Source organism: Pseudomonas sp. MF08817, assembly GCF_059862705.1.
Genome location: NZ_JCBCUY010000023.1, coordinates 64,259 through 82,041, shown reverse-complemented (window position 1 = coordinate 82,041; position 17,783 = coordinate 64,259). Strand labels below are relative to the sequence as shown.

At 62.3% G+C, this 17,783-nt stretch carries 18 protein-coding genes; 1 reads left to right on the top strand and 17 read right to left on the bottom strand.

Going from position 1 to position 17,783, the window contains the following annotated elements; all coding sequences use genetic code 11:
- Nucleotides 1–188: 188 nt before the first annotated feature.
- From AC19YR_RS15760 to AC19YR_RS15750, 3 genes are all read right to left on the bottom strand, one after another.
- Nucleotides 189–902: an amidotransferase gene (locus AC19YR_RS15760; protein ID WP_500599165.1), complete on the bottom strand. Its 714-nt coding sequence runs from the start codon at nt 900–902 to the stop codon at nt 189–191.
- A gap of 95 nt (nt 903–997) precedes the next feature.
- Nucleotides 998–3,142 carry a 3-hydroxyacyl-CoA dehydrogenase NAD-binding domain-containing protein gene (locus AC19YR_RS15755; protein WP_500599163.1) on the bottom strand — a complete coding sequence of 715 codons (2,145 nt, stop codon included), beginning with the start codon at nt 3,140–3,142 and terminating at the stop codon, nt 998–1,000.
- Between the two features lie 27 nt (nt 3,143–3,169).
- On the bottom strand, nt 3,170–4,375 hold the full coding sequence (locus AC19YR_RS15750; protein ID WP_500599161.1) for an acetyl-CoA C-acetyltransferase: 1,206 nt from the start codon (nt 4,373–4,375) through the stop codon (nt 3,170–3,172).
- Nucleotides 4,376–4,946: 571 nt separating this feature from the next.
- On the opposite strand from AC19YR_RS15750, the gene AC19YR_RS15745 reads away from it, so the two are divergent.
- On the top strand, nt 4,947–5,753 hold the full coding sequence (locus AC19YR_RS15745; protein WP_500599159.1) for a c-type cytochrome: 807 nt from the start codon (nt 4,947–4,949) through the stop codon (nt 5,751–5,753).
- A gap of 51 nt (nt 5,754–5,804) precedes the next feature.
- Here the strand turns inward: AC19YR_RS15745 and AC19YR_RS15740 are convergent, their stop codons facing one another.
- The 14 genes from AC19YR_RS15740 to AC19YR_RS15675 all read right to left on the bottom strand — a co-directional run bounded on the left by AC19YR_RS15740 (nt 5,805) and on the right by AC19YR_RS15675 (nt 17,389).
- Nucleotides 5,805–6,608, bottom strand: a complete 804-nt coding sequence (locus AC19YR_RS15740; RefSeq protein WP_095110873.1) for a transglutaminase family protein — start codon at nt 6,606–6,608, stop codon at nt 5,805–5,807.
- Nucleotides 6,605–7,555, bottom strand: a complete 951-nt coding sequence (locus AC19YR_RS15735) for an alpha-E domain-containing protein (RefSeq protein WP_095110872.1) — start codon at nt 7,553–7,555, stop codon at nt 6,605–6,607. The genes AC19YR_RS15740 and AC19YR_RS15735 overlap by 4 nt, the downstream gene beginning before the upstream one ends.
- Nucleotides 7,556–7,567: 12 nt before the next feature.
- Complete coding sequence (locus AC19YR_RS15730; RefSeq protein WP_095110871.1) at nt 7,568–8,977, bottom strand: circularly permuted type 2 ATP-grasp protein; 1,410 nt, start codon at nt 8,975–8,977, stop codon at nt 7,568–7,570.
- A 402-nt stretch (nt 8,978–9,379) separates the two neighbouring features.
- Nucleotides 9,380–9,721 (bottom strand): ribonuclease E inhibitor RraB, encoded by a 342-nt coding sequence (locus AC19YR_RS15725; RefSeq protein WP_095110870.1) that lies wholly within the window; start codon nt 9,719–9,721, stop codon nt 9,380–9,382.
- Nucleotides 9,722–9,919: 198 nt separating this feature from the next.
- Nucleotides 9,920–10,162 (bottom strand): hypothetical protein, encoded by a 243-nt coding sequence (locus tag AC19YR_RS15720; RefSeq protein ID WP_095110869.1) that lies wholly within the window; start codon nt 10,160–10,162, stop codon nt 9,920–9,922.
- A gap of 127 nt (nt 10,163–10,289) precedes the next feature.
- Nucleotides 10,290–10,895 carry an START domain-containing protein gene (locus AC19YR_RS15715; protein WP_095110868.1) on the bottom strand — a complete coding sequence of 202 codons (606 nt, stop codon included), beginning with the start codon at nt 10,893–10,895 and terminating at the stop codon, nt 10,290–10,292.
- 42 nt (nt 10,896–10,937) lie between these two features.
- A complete protein-coding gene (locus tag AC19YR_RS15710) occupies nt 10,938–11,192 on the bottom strand; it encodes a YkgJ family cysteine cluster protein (protein ID WP_095110867.1) in 255 nt (84 codons plus the stop codon).
- A gap of 168 nt (nt 11,193–11,360) precedes the next feature.
- Complete coding sequence (locus AC19YR_RS15705; protein ID WP_095110866.1) at nt 11,361–11,858, bottom strand: translation initiation factor 2; 498 nt, start codon at nt 11,856–11,858, stop codon at nt 11,361–11,363.
- Between the two features lie 82 nt (nt 11,859–11,940).
- On the bottom strand, nt 11,941–13,389 hold the full coding sequence (locus AC19YR_RS15700; RefSeq protein WP_095110865.1) for an aminotransferase-like domain-containing protein: 1,449 nt from the start codon (nt 13,387–13,389) through the stop codon (nt 11,941–11,943).
- Between the two features lie 240 nt (nt 13,390–13,629).
- Nucleotides 13,630–14,442: an OmpA family protein gene (locus AC19YR_RS15695; RefSeq protein WP_500599156.1), complete on the bottom strand. Its 813-nt coding sequence runs from the start codon at nt 14,440–14,442 to the stop codon at nt 13,630–13,632.
- On the bottom strand, nt 14,439–14,795 hold the full coding sequence (locus AC19YR_RS15690) for a DUF4398 domain-containing protein (protein WP_095110863.1): 357 nt from the start codon (nt 14,793–14,795) through the stop codon (nt 14,439–14,441). The genes AC19YR_RS15695 and AC19YR_RS15690 overlap by 4 nt, the downstream gene beginning before the upstream one ends.
- Before the next feature lie 9 nt (nt 14,796–14,804).
- Complete coding sequence (locus AC19YR_RS15685; RefSeq protein ID WP_500599154.1) at nt 14,805–15,629, bottom strand: substrate-binding periplasmic protein; 825 nt, start codon at nt 15,627–15,629, stop codon at nt 14,805–14,807.
- An 80-nt stretch (nt 15,630–15,709) separates the two neighbouring features.
- A complete protein-coding gene (locus AC19YR_RS15680) occupies nt 15,710–16,639 on the bottom strand; it encodes an electron transfer flavoprotein subunit alpha/FixB family protein (protein ID WP_095110861.1) in 930 nt (309 codons plus the stop codon).
- Entirely contained in the window at nt 16,640–17,389 is a 750-nt protein-coding gene (locus AC19YR_RS15675) for an electron transfer flavoprotein subunit beta/FixA family protein (RefSeq protein WP_095110860.1), read from the bottom strand.
- Nucleotides 17,390–17,783: the final 394 nt, after the last annotated feature.

Below are 17,783 nucleotides of genomic sequence, written 5' to 3'. Positions count from 1 at the left end.
CAGGCTCGCTCCCACAGTGGAAAAATGAAAATCCCGCCCACACCCCCGTTCAACTGTGGGAGCGGGCTCGCCCGCGATGGCCGCATTCCAATCACTAGAGAGGCTGCGGTTTTACCCGCCTCATCGCGGGCAAGCCCGCACCCACAAGCCTTCTTCCACACAAACGCCCACCGGGCAGTGGCGGTCTGTCAAGCCTGATGCGCCACAAACCGCATCATCCATTCCGCCACCGTGGTGCCGTGGTGGTCGTGTTCCAGGCTGGCCACGCCGCGGGTGTAGACCTGTTCCCCCAGGTGCTGCTGGCGCAGGTCGAGCAAGGCGCGGGAGTAGTCGTGGATGAATTCCGGGTGGCCCTGAAAGCACAAGACCTGGTCATTGATGTGGTAGGCGGCGAACGGGCAGAAATCGCTGGAGGCGATCACCGTGGCGTTTTCCGGCAGCGCGGTGACCTGGTCCTGGTGGCTGATGAGCAGCGTCAGTTCTTCCACCACCGGGCTCATCCACGGCGCCTTGGCCGCCAGCTGATAGTTGTGGGTGCCCACGCCCCAGCCCTTGGTCGCGCGCTCGCTGCGCCCGCCCAGCAACAGCGCCAGCAACTGATGCCCAAAGCAGATGCCCAGCAGTTTGTCGCCACGCTCGTAGCGTTCAAGCAGGTAGGTCTTGAGGGTTTCGATCCACGGGTCGGTGCCGAAGGAGTCGGCCTTGCTGCCGGTGACCAGGTAGGCATCGAAGTGTTGGTCATCGGCCGGGTACTGGCCCTGCATCACGTTGTAAACGGTGAACTGGGCGGCAATCGGCTGGCGTGAAAACAAGCGCTGGAACATCTGCCCGTACCCCTGGTATTGGTCCACCAGTTCGGGGCGCAGAACGTCGGTTTCCAGAATGCAGATGTGTAGCGACATAAAAAGTACCTGACACGGTAAAGGCAAGAGCGCACGCCCCAGAGCCTGCCTTGAAATACCAGCCCAAGGCAAGCGTCGGGGCGCGGCTCAACCAGTCAGAACAACTGCCCCCGGGCGGCTTTTTCCAGCAGCAGCGCCGGCGGCGCGAAGCGCTCGCCGTACTGCTCGCGCAGGTACTGGGCGCGGGCGACGAAATCAGCCACGCCGTACTGGTTGATAAATTGCAGCGCACCGCCGGTCCATGGGGCAAAACCGATGCCGAAGATCGAGCCGATGTTGGCGTCGGCGGTCGAGCGCAGCACGCCCTCCTCCACGCAGCGCACGGTTTCCAGGGCCTGGATGAACAGCAGGCGATCACGCACGTCCTGGGGCGCGATCTGCCCGTCAGCCTTCTCGAACCGCGCCTTGAGTTCGGGCCACAGGTGCTTGGTGTCGCCCACCGGGTAATCGTAGAAACCGCCACCGGCGGCCTTGCCCGGGCGCTGATACTCGTTGAGCAACAGGTCGATCACGGCGAACGCTGGGTGCTCGGGCAACGGCTTGCCTTCGGCTTGCAGGTCTTTGATGGTCTGCTGGCGGATGTGGCTCATCAGGCTCAGGGACACTTCATCCGAGATCGCCAGCGGCCCGACAGGCATGCCGGCCTTGCGCGCCTCGGTTTCGATCATCGCTGCAGCGATGCCTTCGCCAAGCATGGCGATGCCTTCGTTGGTGAAGGTGCCGAACACCCGGGAGGTGAAGAAGCCGCGGCTGTCGTTGACCACAATTGGGGTTTTCTTGATTTGCAGGACGAAATCGAACCCCCGGGCCAGGGTTTCGTCGAGGGTGTGGGTGCCCTTGATGATTTCCACCAGGGGCATTTTGTCCACGGGGCTGAAGAAGTGCAGGCCAATGAACTTGCCTGGGTCCGGCACGGCCGTGGCGAGGCCACTGATGGGCAACGTGGAGGTGTTGGATGCGATCACCGCATCGGCGCCTACCACCTGCTGCGCCGCCGCCGAGACGCGCGCCTTGAGTTCACGGTCTTCGAACACTGCCTCGATCACCAGGTCGCAACCGGCCAAATCGGCGTCCTGCTCGGTGGCGTGGATGCGCGCCAGAGTGGCGTCGCGCTGCTCCGCGCTCAACTGGCCACGCGCAACCTTCTTGTCGAGCAGCGCCGCGCTGTGGGCTTTGCCCTTTTGCGCCGCCGCCAGGGTTACGTCTTTGAGCACCACCTCGATGCCGGCCACGGCGCTGACGTAAGCGATGCCGGCGCCCATCATGCCCGCCCCCAGCACACCGACCTTGCGCGTCACGGTCGGGGCAAACCCGGCGGGGCGCGAGCTGCCGGCGTTGATTTCGTTGAGCTGGAACCAAAAGGTGCCAATCATGTTTTTCGCCACCTGGCCGGTGGTCAGTTCGGTGAAGTAGCGGGCCTCGATCAACTGCGCGGTGTCGAAATCCACCTGCGCGCCTTCTACGGCGGCGCAAAGGATTTTCTCCGGGGCCGGCAGGCAGCCTTGGGTCTTGCTGCGCAGGATCGACGGGGCAATGGCGAGCATCTGCGCCACTTTCGGGTGGGACGGCGTGCCGCCGGGGATCTGATGACCTTTGATGTCCCACGGCTGTTTGGCGCCGGGGTTGGCCAGAATCCAGGCGCGGGATTTGCTCAGCAGTTCATCGCGGTCCGCCGCCAACTCATCCACCAACCCGGCCTGCAAGGCTTGCTGGGGCCGCACTTTCTTGCCTTCAAGCAAATACGGCAGGGCTTTTTCCAGGCCCAGCATGCGCACCGTACGCACCACGCCACCGCCGCCCGGCAACAGGCCGAGGGTGACTTCCGGCAGGCCGATCTGCACCGATGGATGGTCCAGCGCGACGCGGTGATGGCAGGCCAGGCAGATTTCCCAACCGCCGCCCAGGGCCGCGCCGTTGACCGCCGCAACCACTGGCACGCCGAGGGTTTCCAGGGCGCGTAGTTGGCCCTTGAGCTCCAGGATATTGCGGTAGAAGGCTTCGGCCTGGGGCTTGCCGACTTTGATGAGTTCGTTGAGGTCGCCACCGGCGAAGAAGGTCTTTTTCGCCGAGGTAATGATGACGCCGGCAATCGCGTCTTTGTCGGCCGTGAGCCGGGCCACAGTGGCGGCCATGGCGTCGCGGTACACCGCGTTCATGGTGTTGGCGCTCTGGCCCGGCATGTCGATGGTCAGTACGACGATCCGGTCCTGGTCTTTTTCATAGCGAATGGCAGCGGTCATGGCAGCAGTTTCCTTGGAATGGGGGGCTCAGAGGCGTTCGATGATGGTGGCAATACCCATGCCGCCGCCGACGCAGAGCGTGGCCAGGCCATAGCGTTGCCCGCGCACTTCCAGTTCATCGAGCAAGGTGCCGAGGATGGCGCACCCGGTGGCGCCCAAGGGGTGGCCCATGGCGATGGAGCCGCCGTTGACGTTAACCCGCGCCGGGTCGATGGCCATGTCTTTAATGAACTTGAGCACCACCGAGGCAAAGGCTTCGTTGACCTCGAACAGGTCAATGTCCTCGACCCGCAGCCCGGCCTTAGCCAGGGCCTTGCGCGTGGCGGGCGCGGGGCCGGTGAGCATGATGGTCGGGTCGGTGCTGGTGACCGCCGTGGCAACGATCCGCGCCCGGGGCGTGAGGCCCAGTTCGCGGCCCTTGGCCTCGGAGCCGATCAGCATCAACGCGGCGCCATCGACAATCCCCGAGCTGTTGCCCGGGGTGTGTACGTGGTTGATCCGCTCCACGTGGCTGTAGACCCTCAGCGCCGTGGCGTCGAAGCCCATCTGGCCCATCATCTCGAAACTCGGCTTGAGGCTGCCCAGGCCTTCGAGGGTGGTGCTGGCGCGGATGAACTCGTCATGGGCCAGCAGCACGATGCCGTTCTGGTCACGCACCGGCACCAGGGATTTGTCGAATGAGCCGTCGCCGCTGGCGCGTGCCGCTTTTTGCTGGGAATGCAGGGCGAAGCGGTCGACGTCGTCGCGGCTGAAGCCTTCGAGGGTGGCGATCAGGTCGGCGCCAATGCCTTGGGGCGCGAATTGGCTGTGGATGTTGGTTTGCGGGTCCAGGGCCCAGGCCCCACCGTCGCTGCCCATGGGCACGCGGGACATGGATTCCACGCCGCCGACCACCACTAAATCCTCGAAACCGGAACGCACTTTCATCGCCCCCAGGTTGACTGCCTCCAGCCCCGAGGCGCAAAAGCGGTTGATTTGCACACCGGCCACGCAGATATCCCAATCGGCCACCAAGGCAGCGGTCTTGGCGATATCGGCGCCCTGGTCACCCACGGGCGTCACGCAGCCCAGGACAATGTCATCGACCTGGCTGGTGTCCAGTGCCGTGCGCTGTTGCAGGGCGCCGAGCAACCCGGCCACCAGGTTCACGGGTTTGACGCTGTACAAGGCGCCGTCGGCCTTGCCTTTGCCACGGGGCGTGCGTAGTGCATCGAAAATCAACGCTTGGGTCATGACGTCCTCGAACCGCTGTGCAGGAGAGTGAATGGCGAGTTCCCACCTTAGGCTCGGCGGCGGCGGATTCAATGACCTAAGCGCTCACGGGCCTTGACGGTCACGCTCAGACGAACGGTAGTCGCCTAACGGATTGCCCCGCGTGAGGGCGCCACGTGTCTAGCCAAGGGGCCGCTAGGCGGCTGGCAATAGGCCTCATACCTATTTGGAAGGTTTTATAAAGACATCCATACGAAATGGGTCTAAGCCAGGCGCCACGTGGCCCCTAAGGTAAATTCTGTACGAGATAGCCGTCGGGTTTTGCCGGGGCTCTCGTCACAAGGAAAGTACAGCGCTTTGCCCAGACGGATCTGACAGGCAAGCATTTGACGCTCAGGAAATAACAAAAAAGGCAGTCAGCCATGTTTAAACACTCGAAAGTACGCCAGGCCGGGCTCATTCTTTTCGCCACCACTCTGCTGTTGATCGTGCCGAACATCACCAAGTTGATCGGGTAGACGTGGGTGTGCCAGTCTTGCCAGCTCGCCCGGCAACTGGCACATACCCCACTTTTTTCGACAGGCCTCCCTTCTTGAAAGCCCTTCTGCTGCTGGCAGCCCTGCTGCTTTGCCCGCCCTTGTCCGCGGCACAACTGGTGCTGGAGCTGGGCACCCCGCAACGCACCTGGCAAACCGCCGAACTGCTCGCCCACCCGCAAGCGCAAGCCGTGCATATCCGCAACGACGTGACCTATAAGCGCGACATGACTTACCGCGCCGTGCCCCTGGCAGCGTTGCTGACGGGCATTACTGCGGCCGATCACCTGCAAGCCGTGGCCCTGGACGGTTTTGCCGCCGAACTGGCCGCCGCGCCACTGTTACAAACTGCCGGCGCGCAGGCTTGGCTGGCGGTGGAAGACCCGCAAGCACCCTGGCCGCCATTGGCCCAGGGCAAGCCCAGCGCCGGGCCGTTCTATCTGGTGTGGACACACCCGCAGGCCAGCGCCATCAGCCCCGAGCAGTGGCCGTTCCAAGTGACGCGAATCAAACGCCTGGCCCCGGTGGCCGAACGCTTCCCGGCGCTGCGCCCCGACCCGGCCCTGGCCAGCGACGACCCGGTCAACCGTGGCTTTACCCTGTTCCAGAAAAACTGCCTGGCCTGTCATCGCCTCAATGGCGCGGGCGATGCCCAGGTCGGCCCGGACCTGAACCTGCCTTACAGCCCCACCGAATACTTCGGCGCCGACTTTCTCAAGCGCTACATCCGCGACCCGCAAAGCCTGCGCCACTGGCCCCAGGCAAAAATGCCGGGCTTTAACGCCAGCATTCTGCCGGATGAGCAATTGGCGTGGTTGGTGGAGTATTTGACCCATATGGCGGGGCGCAAACCGCGCCTTTGAGGCTGCGCGGCTGCTGTAGCAAGCGGCGGCATCAGCAGCACGCCGTTAGCTTTACTGCTGCTGGACGAGAAGCACCGGTGTGGGCGAGACGAACACCTTGGCGTGCATCTGCTCGCAGCCGCCGCCCCGACGCATGCCGCGTACCGGGCAGGCATCGAGGTAATCCAGGCCCACGGCCAGTTTCAGGTGGCGTTCGGGGCGGGCCAGTTCGTTGGTTACGTCGAAGCTGTACCAGGCGTCGTCGAGCCAGGCTTCGGCCCAGGCGTGGCTGGCCAGGTGTTCGCAGTTTTCGCTGTACAGGTAACCCGACACGTACCGCGCCGGGATGCCCAGGCTGCGGGCGCAGGCGAGGAAGGCGTGGGTGTGGTCCTGGCACACGCCGGCGCGCCCGGCGAAGGCCTGCGCGGCGCTGGTGTCCACTTCGGTGGAGCCGGGGGTATAGGTCATGTGCTGGTTGAGGGCGTGCATCAGGTCGATCAAGGCACTGCGGTCGCGACGGCTGAAGCATTGGCGGCGGGCGAATTCGCGCAAGGCCTCATCGGCCTCGGTCAGCCGGGTGAAGCGCAAAAACGGCAGCGCCGACTGGCTCTCGTGCTCGGCCTCGCGTAATTCGTCGATGTCCACCTGGCCCCGCGCGCCAATGATGATGGCTTCGTGGGGTTCGTCCAGGGTCAGCACGTGGAGGATGTTGCCGAACGGGTCCAGTTGCGCGCGCACCGGGCGCGGCAGGTCCAGTTGCCAACTCAATACGTGCTGGCGCTCGCTGTCGTGGGGCGTGAGGCGCAGGTACTGGATGCTGGCGCGCACCTGGTCGTCGTAGTGGTAGGTGGTTTCGTGGCTTATGGAGAGTCTCATGCAGCCTCCAGGTAGGAACGGTGAATGGCGTTGCCCAACTGGCGCACCAGTGGGATGAACTCGGTCAGCCAGGCGTGCAGGCCTTCGTCGAGGATTTCGTGGATGCCGGTGTAACGCAGGCGCGCGTCCATTTCCGCCGCCAGGCGTTGGGCCGGGCGGCCGTTGGTGCCGGGCAGGCTGGCGAGGATTTGGTCGATTTCTTCGGTGCAGGCACGTAGCGAGCGCGGGACGTCGGCGCGTAACAGCAGCAGTTCAGCCACATGCCGCGCGCCGGGGGCGTCGCGGTAGATCTCGGTGTAGGCCTCGAACGAGGACAGCGCCCGCAATAACGCGCTCCACTGGTAATAGGCATGGGCGGTGCCGTCGCTCACCGCTTCGGCCTGGTCGCCGGCCATCTCGTAACGCGCATCGAGCAGGCGCAGGGTGTTGTCGGCCCGTTCGATAAAGGTGCCCAGGCGTATGAAGCGAAAGGCATCGTTGCGCATGATGGTGCCGTAGGACGCCCCGCGGAACAGGTGGGAACGTTCCTTGATCCACTCGCAGAAACGGCTCATGCCGTAGCGCCCCAGACCTTGCTCGGCGATGCCGCGAATTTCCAGCCAAGTGGCGTTGATGTTTTCCCACATGTCGGCGGTAATCCGCCCACGCACCGCGTGGGCGCTGGCCCGCGCCGCGCCCAGGCAGCTGTAGATGCTGGCGGGGTTCTCCGCGTCCAGGGCGAAGAAATGCAGCAGGCGTTCGGCATGCAATTCGCCGTGGCGTGCCAGGTAATCGTCCAGGGTGCCGGTAATCAGCAACGGCATCGCCAGTTCATGCAGGCCATCGCCGCGCCCGTCCTGGGGCATCAGCGACAGCGAATAACTGACATCGAGCATCCGCGCGAGGTTTTCCGCCCGCTCCAGGTAACGCGACATCCAATACAAATCCGAGGCAGTTCTACTCAACATGGCAAGCTTCCTTCAATCCTCGACCACCCAGGTGTCCTTGGTACCGCCGCCCTGGGACGAGTTCACCACCAGGGAGCCCTCGCGAAGGGCCACGCGGGTCAAGCCGCCGGGCACAACCCGGGTTTCGCGGCCAGACAAGACAAACGGGCGCAAGTCGATATGGCGCGGCGCAATGCCGTTTTCGACGAACGTCGGGCAGGTGGACAGCGACAGCGTGGGTTGCGCGATATAGGCGTGGGGCTTGGCCTTGATCCGCTCGCGGAAGGCTTCGATTTGCGCCGCCGTGGACGCCGGCCCCACCAACATCCCATAGCCACCCGAGCCTTGGGTTTCCTTGACCACCAGGTCTGGAAGATTGGCCAGCACATGGGAAAGCTCCGAGGGGTTGCGGCACTGCCAGGTCGGCACGTTCTTCAGAATGGGCTCTTCGTCCAGGTAAAAACGGATCATGTCGGTGACGAAGGGGTACACCGACTTGTCGTCCGCCACCCCGGTGCCGATGGCATTGGCCAGTACCACGTTGCCGCAGCGATAGGCCGCCAGCAGGCCCGGCACGCCGAGCATGGAGTCCGGGTTGAAGGCCAAGGGGTCGAGAAAGGCGTCGTCCAGGCGCCGGTAAATCACGTCAACGGCCTTCGGGCCGTCGGTGGTGCGCATGAACACGCGGTCGTCGCGCACGAACAGGTCGGCGCCCTCCACCAGTTCCACGCCCATTTCCCGGGCCAGGAACGCATGCTCGAAAAACGCGCTGTTGAAGCGCCCGGGGGTCAGCACCACGACGCTAGGGTCGTCCAACGGGCTAGAGCTTTTCAGGGTGTCGAGCAACAGGTTGGGGTAGTGGTCGATGGGCGCGATGCGCTGGGCGGCGAACAGCTCGGGGAACAGGCGCATCATCATCTTGCGGTCTTCGAGCATGTAGCTCACGCCGCTGGGGGTGCGCAGGTTGTCTTCGAGCACGTAGTAGGTGCCGTCGCCGTCGCGCACCAGGTCCACTCCGGAAATATGGGAGTAAATGTCGCGGTGCAGGTCCAGGCCCTGCATGGCCAACTGATACTGCTCGTTGGCCAGCACCTGCTCGGCCGGAATGATCCCGGCCTTGATGATGCGCTGCTCGTGGTAGAGGTCGGCCAGGAACATGTTCAAGGCCTTGACCCGCTGGATGCAGCCGCGCTCGACCACGCGCCATTCGCTGGCGGGGATGCTGCGCGGGATGGTGTCGAAGGGAATCAGGCGCTCGGTGCCCTGCTCGTCGCCATAGAGGGTGAAAGTGATGCCGGCCCGATGAAATAGCAGGTCGGCCTCCCGACGCCGCTGGGCCAGCAGTTCATCCGGTGTTTCGGCCAACCAGCGGGCGAACTCCCGGTAATGCGGGCGCACTAGGCCGGCGGCATCGTACATCTCATCAAAATAGGTGCGGATCATGCCGTACTCCTTGTCACCAGGACACGAAGGCTTCGCAAGCCTCGTGCCATCGGCATAAACGCTTAAATATCAATCAGTTGGATATACAGCCAGCGTACGGCGCACCATTCCTGTGCAGCAAACGCCTCCCTCTGATCGATCCCGCTTCATTGCGAAGCAATAGCCATAGCTATCAACAGCATAGTCAGAGTTGATTTCACTGCACGCCGGCGCGTCGGGATAATCGCCGCCACTTGCCCCAAAGCGCCCAGGACGGCGGACCGGGTGCCCACGCTCTTCCCTTTTGGCCACCTTCGCGGTGGCTTTTTTTTTGCGCGTCTGTCGCCAGGTTCAGTGCCGCACAAACAAAATCGGCCGACCCGAAGGTCAGCCGATGCTGGTATGTGATGACACTCAGGGTGTTCAGGCCAATCGCCCGCGAACCTCCTGCTTGACGCCCCAACCTTCGAGAATGCCGCCCAGTGGTTCGACCACTGCCTCGAAGTCCTGCTCGAAATCGCCGATGCCGCCGTATGTGGCGTACATCACCTTGCTCAACTCCAGGTGCCAGGCGCCGTCGTCGCGCGCACTGACTTGGGCATTAAGGGATTCACCGCGAAACTGCCTGGCTGCCCGGCGCGCTCCTTCTTCGTCCGGGAAAATGGCGTAAAACTCGATGGGATGGAATCGTGAAAAATCAAAGCCGCCTTCTTTCATGCGGCGCAGCACGCTGGTGCTGAGGTCTTCTTGATAGGCTGTGCTCATGAAACGTCCTCCTCACGATGGATAGACTTTCCGTACTCCCTGCACTGGCGCACGACGGCGGACAGCGATATGGCCCGGTAATGGCCAACGGGAAACAAGCATGTAGCTGACAAGACCGGAACTAGCGATGGACTCGCTGATCTCCGTTGCAGAGTAGCCCGAAGCCATTAGCTCTGCCAACGGGCTATGGTGGGTTTTTTAACCGGGGCTGGTCGGCAGAACACTGATGATTTCGATGCTGTTCTGCTCTTTCAGGCTCTTGAGCGTCGGGTCATCGGTGCGCCCTTCCAGGTCATTGAGGGGCAAGGCGTCGAGCGCGGGAAACAAGCGGGCCCGGATCAGCTTGGCCGCCTCTTCATGACTGGGCGGACCGACGCACTCAAACACCTCGACATTGGGTTCACCGTGATCGTCGACATAGGTGACATTCCACTTTTGCATCAGCGCCTCCTCGATAAACCCCAAAGTGGGCTCACAGTATCTCGACCGGCCCCACGCCCGATTCGTTCAACCCGCCCCACAGCAAAAGACCGCCACGGGGGCGGTCTTGGGCGGGCACGTTGCGCCCTTACTTCTCGGCGCGTTCCTTGAGGGCCTTCAAGGTATTGAACGGCGCCTCGACCACGAACTTGTTGGCCAGCCACGACGGCACGCTGCCGCCCGGCTCGGTGTGGACCTGGTAGGTCACTTCAATCTGGTCCGCGCCCTTGGGCACGAACTTCCAGAAGCCCTCGACCTGGGCCACCCGCACAAAGCCCTTTTCTTCGGGCAGGTAGGTGGGCACGCCTTTGAGCGTGCGGGTCAGGCTGCCATCGGCGCCTTGCTCGGTGGTGATCTGCGTCACCGAATCGCGCGGTGTGACCGGCCATGGCGTATTGAACTGGGTGTAGGTCCAGCTCTGCGCGCCTTCGTGCTTGAGCAGTTTCTGCGACTTGCACTCGTGGATCCAGGCGCAAGCGCCGGCCACGTCTTCCTGCAGACCGCGCAGCTTGTCCATGGAGGTCTTAATCACCGTGACGCCGCGGTAGGCCTTGTACTGAGAGCCTGCGACTTCACTCAGGGAAATCTTGATACCGTCCTCATCCTTGGCGGTTTTCCAGTCCTCAGCTTGGGCGGTGGCCGCCAATAAAACCGTTAAACCACAGCACATTGCCATTCGATGCAGCGAACCCATTGTCTTATTCCTTGTTGTTGAAGTTCCGGTCATGGCTGGCCCTCAGGCCGCCGTCATGTCTTCCCACCAACCGATCAGCCTGATGGCTTCTTCGCGATCACTACCACAGACCTCGACATCCGCCTGAAACGCACCACACACGGGCGGGCGTTCGGGCTGGCCGAAAATCAGGCACAGGTGTTCGACCGACAGGTGCAGGCAACGTTCGCCCGCAGCTTTGCCGTTAGGCATGCCGGGCAACGGTGTACTGATGGAGGGGGCGATGCAGCAAGCGCCACAGCCTTGGCGGCAGTTCATGACGAGGGGTTCCTAGATAACAAGCCAGAGCAGGTGAAACGCGGCACAGGTTACTCGCTAAAACAGCCGTTTGAAATTCCCCGGAACCGGGTTTTTACGCGCAAAGCGCCGTGACCGGGCAGTCGGCGACAAAGGGTCATGGCCAGAACGCACAACGGTGGTGATGGGCTACTGCTTGAACTCGAAGTCCAGGGCTGCGCCTTCCACATCGCGGCGCTCATCATTGCGCAATTGCAGGCCCATTTCGTTGCTGAGCAAGCGCCCGTTGAGCTGGAAGGGGCTGTCGTCCTTAGGTTTTTCGTTGAACAACGGCGGCAGCAGCGGCTCGCGCTTGACCAGCGAGGGCAGCGCGCCCAGTGGCTGCAAGTGGCGAACCATGTCCTGGGGCAAGCTCAGGTCCAAGTGCGCCGGCACCAACGGGGTTTTCGCCAGTTCGCTGGCAGACTTGGATTTAGCCGCGACCGGCGCACGTTTGCGCGTGGGCCGAGGCTTGGGCTTGGCGGCGGTATTTTTCGGGGAGACCGTTTTTTTCGCGCCGACCCCAGCCGGGTTCACCGTGGTGCTAGCGGTGGACTTCTCCTGGCCGCTGGCCGCCAGCACGGTGCCCACATTGAGGGCACTCAACAGGCCGACCAATAACCAAACAGCGGGAAAACTCGGTTTCATAGACCTGACAGCATTAACGGCAGAGGGCCATATGCTGGCCTGTTGAACACTTGATGACAAGCGCGCCGGCTCAATCGCCCGCTCAAAGCCCCGCAAAACCGCCGGTGGTTTCCTGGCACAGTTGGCTGGCCAGCATGCCCAAGGTCATCAAGGTGCGCTCCGCCTCACGGTTCCAGGGCGTGGCGCAGTTGAGGCGGATGCAGTGGTTGAACTGCTCGGTGTTACTGAAAATCAGCCCAGGTGCAATGCTGATGCCCTGCTGCAACGCCCGCACATGCAGCTCCTGGGTGTTGACCCGCCCCGGCAAACTGACCCACAGGATAAAGCCGCCCGTAGGCCGGGTCATTTGCGTACCTTCGGGAAAATGCTGCTGCACCGCCAGTTGAAAGGCGCTGAGGTTCTTGCGGTACTCCTGGCGGATGTAGCGCAGGTGGCGATCGTAGCCGCCGTTTTCCAGATACGCGGCGATGCCCATTTGTGTGACGCTGCAGGCCGAATGGGTACTGAACGTCTGCAAACGTTGGATTTCCTGCTGGTATTTACCGGCAATCATCCAACCGATGCGCACCCCCGGCGACAGGGTTTTGGAAAAGCTCGAACAGTAGATCACCCGGTCCAGTCGATCGTAGGCCTTGAGGGACTTGGTGCGCCCCTGCTCGAACATCAGTTCGCCATAAATATCGTCTTCGACGATCTGGATATCGAAATCCGAGGCCAGGCGCAGGAGTTGCTTCTGGCGCTCTTCCGGCATGGTCCCGCCCAAGGGGTTGCTCAGGCGCGTGGTCAGCACCAGGGCCTTGATTGGCCACTGGTTGGCCGCCAATTGCAGGGCCTCCAGGCTCATGCCGGTGGAGGGGTCGCTGGGGATCTCGATGACCTTAAGCCCCAGCAGGTCCGCCAGTTGCAGCAGGCCGTAATAGGTCGGCGACTCGGCGGCGATCAGATCGCCGGGGCGGGTCAGCACCCGCAGCGACATCTGCAAGGCATCGACACAGCCGTGGGTGATAACGATTTCCGAAGGGTCAACCACCACCCCGGCATCGCGCATGCGGATCGCCACCTGGCGGCGCAGCGGTTCGAACCCGGGGCTGAACATGTAGCTGAAGGCCCGCGGGCTATGGAAACGGGTGACCTTGGCCAGTTGCTGGTGCAACGCCCTTACCGGCAGGTAATCCACGCTGGGCACCGCCGCCCCCAGAGGAAACACGCCTTCGCGGCGCGACTCGACCAACACCTGCTGGATGATACTGCTGCGGGTGACCAACCCCGGCCGCTCGACCCGCGCGATATCCGGGGTAGGCGCCGTCAGTGCTGGCGTCTGGTGCACGTAGTAACCCGACTGCGGCCGTGCGCGGATCAGGCCCTGGTCTTCCAGGTTGGCATACGCCTGCAGCACTGTGGCATGGCTGACATTGAGCTGCGAACTCATCTTGCGCACCGACGGCACGCGCTCGCCGGGCTGATAGACACCGCGCCGAATGTCCTCGGCCAACTGCTGGGCGATACGTTGGTAGAGCAAAAGGTTGGTCATGACGCGGTACTCGGCTTACGGGCCTATTATTTTTGTGGGACGTAACACCGGCACAGTTTAGAAGTGTACGGGCACAGTTGCCACAATAGTCGAGCAGCCAAGGCAGTGACAGGAAAAACTGGACGGTTTGCGCTGTTGTTCACAGGTGCAAACCCGCGCATCAGTGGCAGGTTTGCCCTGTGGGAGCGGGTTTGGTCCGCTCCCACAGGCTCGTTCAGTGTTTTTTTTGGAGGGCCGGATTTAGCGGGCGGCGCCGAGTTGGCCTTTTTCGTCGGAAAAGACGATTTCCACCCGGCGATTCTGGGCACGGCCGCGCTCGGAAGCGTTGGCTTCCACCGGGTATTCATCGCCATAGCCTTCGACCTGGATGCGTTTTTCGTCGATGCCCAGGTCGATCAGCACGTCCGCGACCGCTTGGGCGCGGTCGCGGGACAGTTTCAGGTTGTCCTGGCGCCCGCCCGTGCTGTCGGTGTAACCCTCGATGCGCACCACGCGCTTTGGGTTCAGTTGCAAGAACTGCACGAGTTTGAGCACGGTACGGTTGGCTGAGCTTTTCAGGTCGGCCTCGCCCGTGTCGAACAGCACGTCGCCCAGGGTCATCACCAAGCCGCGGTCAGTCTGGGTGGTGGCCAGGCTGATGATCTGCTCTTCCAGCCACTTGCCCTGCTGCTGCACGCTGAGCAACTTGGCCTCGCGCAAAGCCAGTTGCAGGCGTTGGCGCTCCAGTTCCAGCTTGGCGGCGCGCTCCTGGTTGAGCACCTGCTCGGTGTGCTCCAGGGCGATGTCGCTGTAGCGCTGGCTCAGGTAGGCGTAATGGGTCACGTCTTCGCCACTGCCCCAGTAACTGGAGAGACGATCGGCACGGGCCAGGGATTCACCGGCGCGGATCACATCCTTGGGCGCGATGCGCAGCACATTGGAGTCTTCCTTGACCTTCTGGAACTGGGTCGCTGCCTGTTGCAGCGCCGCATCACTGTGCTGGCCGGCGCAGCCGAAAAGGCTGGCGCAACTGGCCAGGAGCACACCGCCCATCACGCTTTTATTCAGGCTCATTGGGCGTCTCCCAACTGCTTGCGCAAGCGCGTGATACGGGTGTTAAGCACATTCAACTGCTCGCGGCTCTTGAGGGTCAGGACCCGCGCTTCGGCCAGGCGGGCGTCCAACTCGGCCTGTTCAGCCTGCATGCGGGCGTCCTTGAAGGACTGATCGGACATCTCGGCCCGCGCGCGCAGCAATTTATCTTCGGCCAGTTTCAACTCGGCCACGTCCTCGGGCATGGCGCCCACGGCCTTGGCCTGTTCCAGGGCTTGCTCGGTCAAACGCATTTGTTCATTCGGCGCCGGATCGGCTGCACAACCCGCCAGAGCCAGAACGGCCAGGGCAGCGAAAAGAGGTCGAATACTCACTAAAAATCCCTACTGATTTGGGGCGCTGGCGGGTTGCTTCTGCTGGGCCTTCCAGCGCTCGATATTGCGCTGCAGCACAGCCTGCGCCAGGCCGGACGCGGGCAATTCTGTCATCTTTTTGGCCAACTGTCCGCGCAACCATGGATCGTTGCAGGCCGAGTTATGGGAAACCGCCAGGAACAACCCCGGCTGATCCACCGCTTGCCCGTGGGCCAGGAGGTCGTCGGCCATGCCCAGGGTCTGGGCCATGGCCATTCCCGCATAGCGCCCGGCTAGGACGTACTCCACTTCGCCCAGCAGCAGTTTCTGCAAGGCCTGGGTCAGGTTGGGGGGGCGCACCAGGGCCAGGTTTTGCTCGGCGAACAGTTCAAAATCCTGGGTAAGCCGGGCCTTTTGCGACAAGGCCCCGGAGTGGCCCTGTAAGTCTGAAGCCTGGCTGTAGACCAGCGGCGAATCCTTGCGGGTCCAGACCAGATAGTCGTTGCGTACCAGCGGTGGGTGCACGTAGTCCAGGGCGGCCAGTTCATTAACCGTCAACGGTGCGTCCAGCAGCAAGTCCATGCGCCCGCTGCGCACTTCGTCCAAGGCCTGGGCCCGTTTGCCGGCGTACAACACTTCGACCTTAAGCCCCAGCTCACCGGCCACTTGCTGCATCAGGTCGGCACTGGCGCCGATCAAATGTTTGGGGTCTTGCGGGTCCTGCCACAGGTAGGGCGGGGCATCCGGGCTGCCAGTCACCACCAGCCGCTCGCATTTACCGGCCGCGCCCGCCAGTACCGGCAACAGGCCCAACCCCACCAGCAACGACATTCCGCCCAAGCGTCGCAACGCCATGCCTACCTCCCCACCCACAGTGAACACAATAAAAAAAGCCCGACCATAAGGCCGGGCTCTTTATAAGTGAAGCGACTGGTTTAAACCAGCTTCTCCAACTCAGGTACAGCTTCAAACAAGTCAGCTACCAGGCCGTAATCAGCCACCTGGAAGATCGGCGCTTCTTCGTCCTTGTTGATCGCAACGATCACTTTGGAGTCTTTCATACCGGCCAAATGCTGGATCGCGCCGGAGATACCGACAGCAATGTACAGCTGTGGGGCGACGATCTTGCCGGTCTGGCCAACCTGCATGTCGTTAGGCACGAAGCCTGCGTCCACGGCCGCACGGGAAGCACCCACAGCAGCCCCCAGCTTATCGGCCAGGGCGTAGAGGTGCTTGAAGTTGTCGCCGTTCTGCATGCCACGGCCGCCGGAAACGACGATCTTGGCAGCGGTCAGCTCAGGGCGGTCGGACTTGGCCAGCTCTTCGCCAACGAAGGACGACTTGCCCGCGTCGTGCGCAGCGCCAACGGCTTCAACCGCGGCCGAACCGCCCTCGGCGGCAACCGGGTCGAAACCGGTGGCACGCACGGTGATGACTTTCACCGAGGCCGAGGATTGCACGGTGGCAATGGCGTTACCGGCGTAGATCGGGCGTTTGAAAGTATCGGCTGATTCTACCGAGATGATCTCGGAGATCTGGTCAACGTCCAACTGAGCGGCAACGCGCGGCAGGATGTTTTTGCCGTTGGAAGTCGCGGCAGCCAGGATGTGGCTGTAGCCAGCGCCCAGTTCGGCAACCAGCGGCGCGACGTTTTCCGGCAACTGGTGGGCATAGGCAGCGTTGTCGGCCAGCAGCACCTTGGACACACCAGCCACTTTCGCAGCGGCTTCAGCCACGGCGCCAGCGTTGGAGCCCGCTACCAGGATGTGAATGTCGCCACCGATTTTCGCAGCCGCAGCCACAGTGTTCAGCGTGGCCGGGGCCAGCACTTTGTTGTCGTGTTCAGCAATAACCAAGATAGTCATTTAGATTACCTTCGCTTCGTTTTTCAGTTTCTCGACCAGTTCAGCCACCGACTTGACCTTGATACCCGCGCTGCGTGCAGCCGGCGCTTCGACTTTCAGGGTCTTGTTGGTGGAGGCGGTGGAAACGCCCAAAGCGTCCGGAGTCAGCACTTCCAGAGGCTTCTTCTTGGCTTTCATGATGTTTGGCAGGGACGCGTAGCGCGGCTCGTTCAAACGCAGGTCGGTGGTGACGATCGCTGGCAGGCTCAGGGAGACTGTTTGCGCGCCGCCGTCGATTTCGCGGGTGACTGCAACCTTGTCGCCCGCCACTTCGACTTTCGACGCGAAGGTGCCCTGGCCGAAACCGGTCAGCGCCGCCAGCATCTGGCCGGTCTGGTTGTTGTCGCTATCGATGGCCTGTTTACCCAGGATCACCAGTTGCGGCTGCTCCTTATCGACCACAGCCTTGAGCAGCTTGGCCACGGCCAGGGAGTTCAGTTCATCGGCGGATTCGACGAGGATGGCACGATCGGCACCCAGGGCCAGTGCGGTACGCAGTTGCTCTTGGGCAGTGGACGGACCAATGGAGACGACGACGATTTCAGTCGCTACACCTTTCTCTTTCAGGCGTACCGCTTCTTCCACTGCGATTTCGCAGAAAGGGTTCATCGACATCTTGACGTTAGCGAGGTCGACGCCGGAGTTGTCCGCTTTGACGCGAACCTTGACGTTATAGTCGACCACTCGTTTGACAGCTACAAGAACCTTCATGGATTCCTCGTTACTCTCCGGTGAAAAGAAAGTCGCCTAGGCGAACCTGGCGGTTGATGCTTATCGGCGCAAGGGCACCTCTAAAAACGCCGGCATATTGAACGGGGGACTGTGCCCGCAAGGCGGATGACCATTCGTCAGTAGTGACTGACAAGTCATTCCCTTTCGCGGTGTGTAAACTGCGCGCCAAACCACGCGCCTATGTCACCTGATGCTGCCTTCGCCCTGTCTTTAGAGGTGCTCTTGAAACCAACAGCCAGCCTACGGCGAGCGCAAAACCGACCGTATCTTGACCGGAACGCCTATTCCGGTCAATACGGCAAAATGGTCAGTTATAAGCCGCGCTTCTTTGATTTATCTGGCTTCCAGCAAATTCAAACAAACGTTTGTATTG

Coding starts and splice junctions, on each gene's coding strand:
- AC19YR_RS15735 (WP_095110872.1), bottom strand. CDS start 7,555: ATGTTGAGTAGAACTGCCTCGGATTTGTATTGGATGTCGCGTTACCTG.
- AC19YR_RS15760 (WP_500599165.1), bottom strand. CDS start 902: ATGTCGCTACACATCTGCATTCTGGAAACCGACGTTCTGCGCCCCGAA.
- AC19YR_RS15730 (WP_095110871.1), bottom strand. CDS start 8,977: ATGATCCGCACCTATTTTGATGAGATGTACGATGCCGCCGGCCTAGTG.
- AC19YR_RS15705 (WP_095110866.1), bottom strand. CDS start 11,858: ATGAAACCGAGTTTTCCCGCTGTTTGGTTATTGGTCGGCCTGTTGAGT.
- AC19YR_RS15725 (WP_095110870.1), bottom strand. CDS start 9,721: ATGAGCACAGCCTATCAAGAAGACCTCAGCACCAGCGTGCTGCGCCGC.
- AC19YR_RS15755 (WP_500599163.1), bottom strand. CDS start 3,142: ATGACCGCTGCCATTCGCTATGAAAAAGACCAGGACCGGATCGTCGTA.
- AC19YR_RS15695 (WP_500599156.1), bottom strand. CDS start 14,442: ATGAGCCTGAATAAAAGCGTGATGGGCGGTGTGCTCCTGGCCAGTTGC.
- AC19YR_RS15740 (WP_095110873.1), bottom strand. CDS start 6,608: ATGAGACTCTCCATAAGCCACGAAACCACCTACCACTACGACGACCAG.
- AC19YR_RS15710 (WP_095110867.1), bottom strand. CDS start 11,192: ATGAACTGCCGCCAAGGCTGTGGCGCTTGCTGCATCGCCCCCTCCATC.
- AC19YR_RS15685 (WP_500599154.1), bottom strand. CDS start 15,629: ATGGCGTTGCGACGCTTGGGCGGAATGTCGTTGCTGGTGGGGTTGGGC.
- AC19YR_RS15675 (WP_095110860.1), bottom strand. CDS start 17,389: ATGAAGGTTCTTGTAGCTGTCAAACGAGTGGTCGACTATAACGTCAAG.
- AC19YR_RS15700 (WP_095110865.1), bottom strand. CDS start 13,389: ATGACCAACCTTTTGCTCTACCAACGTATCGCCCAGCAGTTGGCCGAG.
- AC19YR_RS15680 (WP_095110861.1), bottom strand. CDS start 16,639: ATGACTATCTTGGTTATTGCTGAACACGACAACAAAGTGCTGGCCCCG.
- AC19YR_RS15715 (WP_095110868.1), bottom strand. CDS start 10,895: ATGGGTTCGCTGCATCGAATGGCAATGTGCTGTGGTTTAACGGTTTTA.
- AC19YR_RS15720 (WP_095110869.1), bottom strand. CDS start 10,162: ATGCAAAAGTGGAATGTCACCTATGTCGACGATCACGGTGAACCCAAT.
- AC19YR_RS15750 (WP_500599161.1), bottom strand. CDS start 4,375: ATGACCCAAGCGTTGATTTTCGATGCACTACGCACGCCCCGTGGCAAA.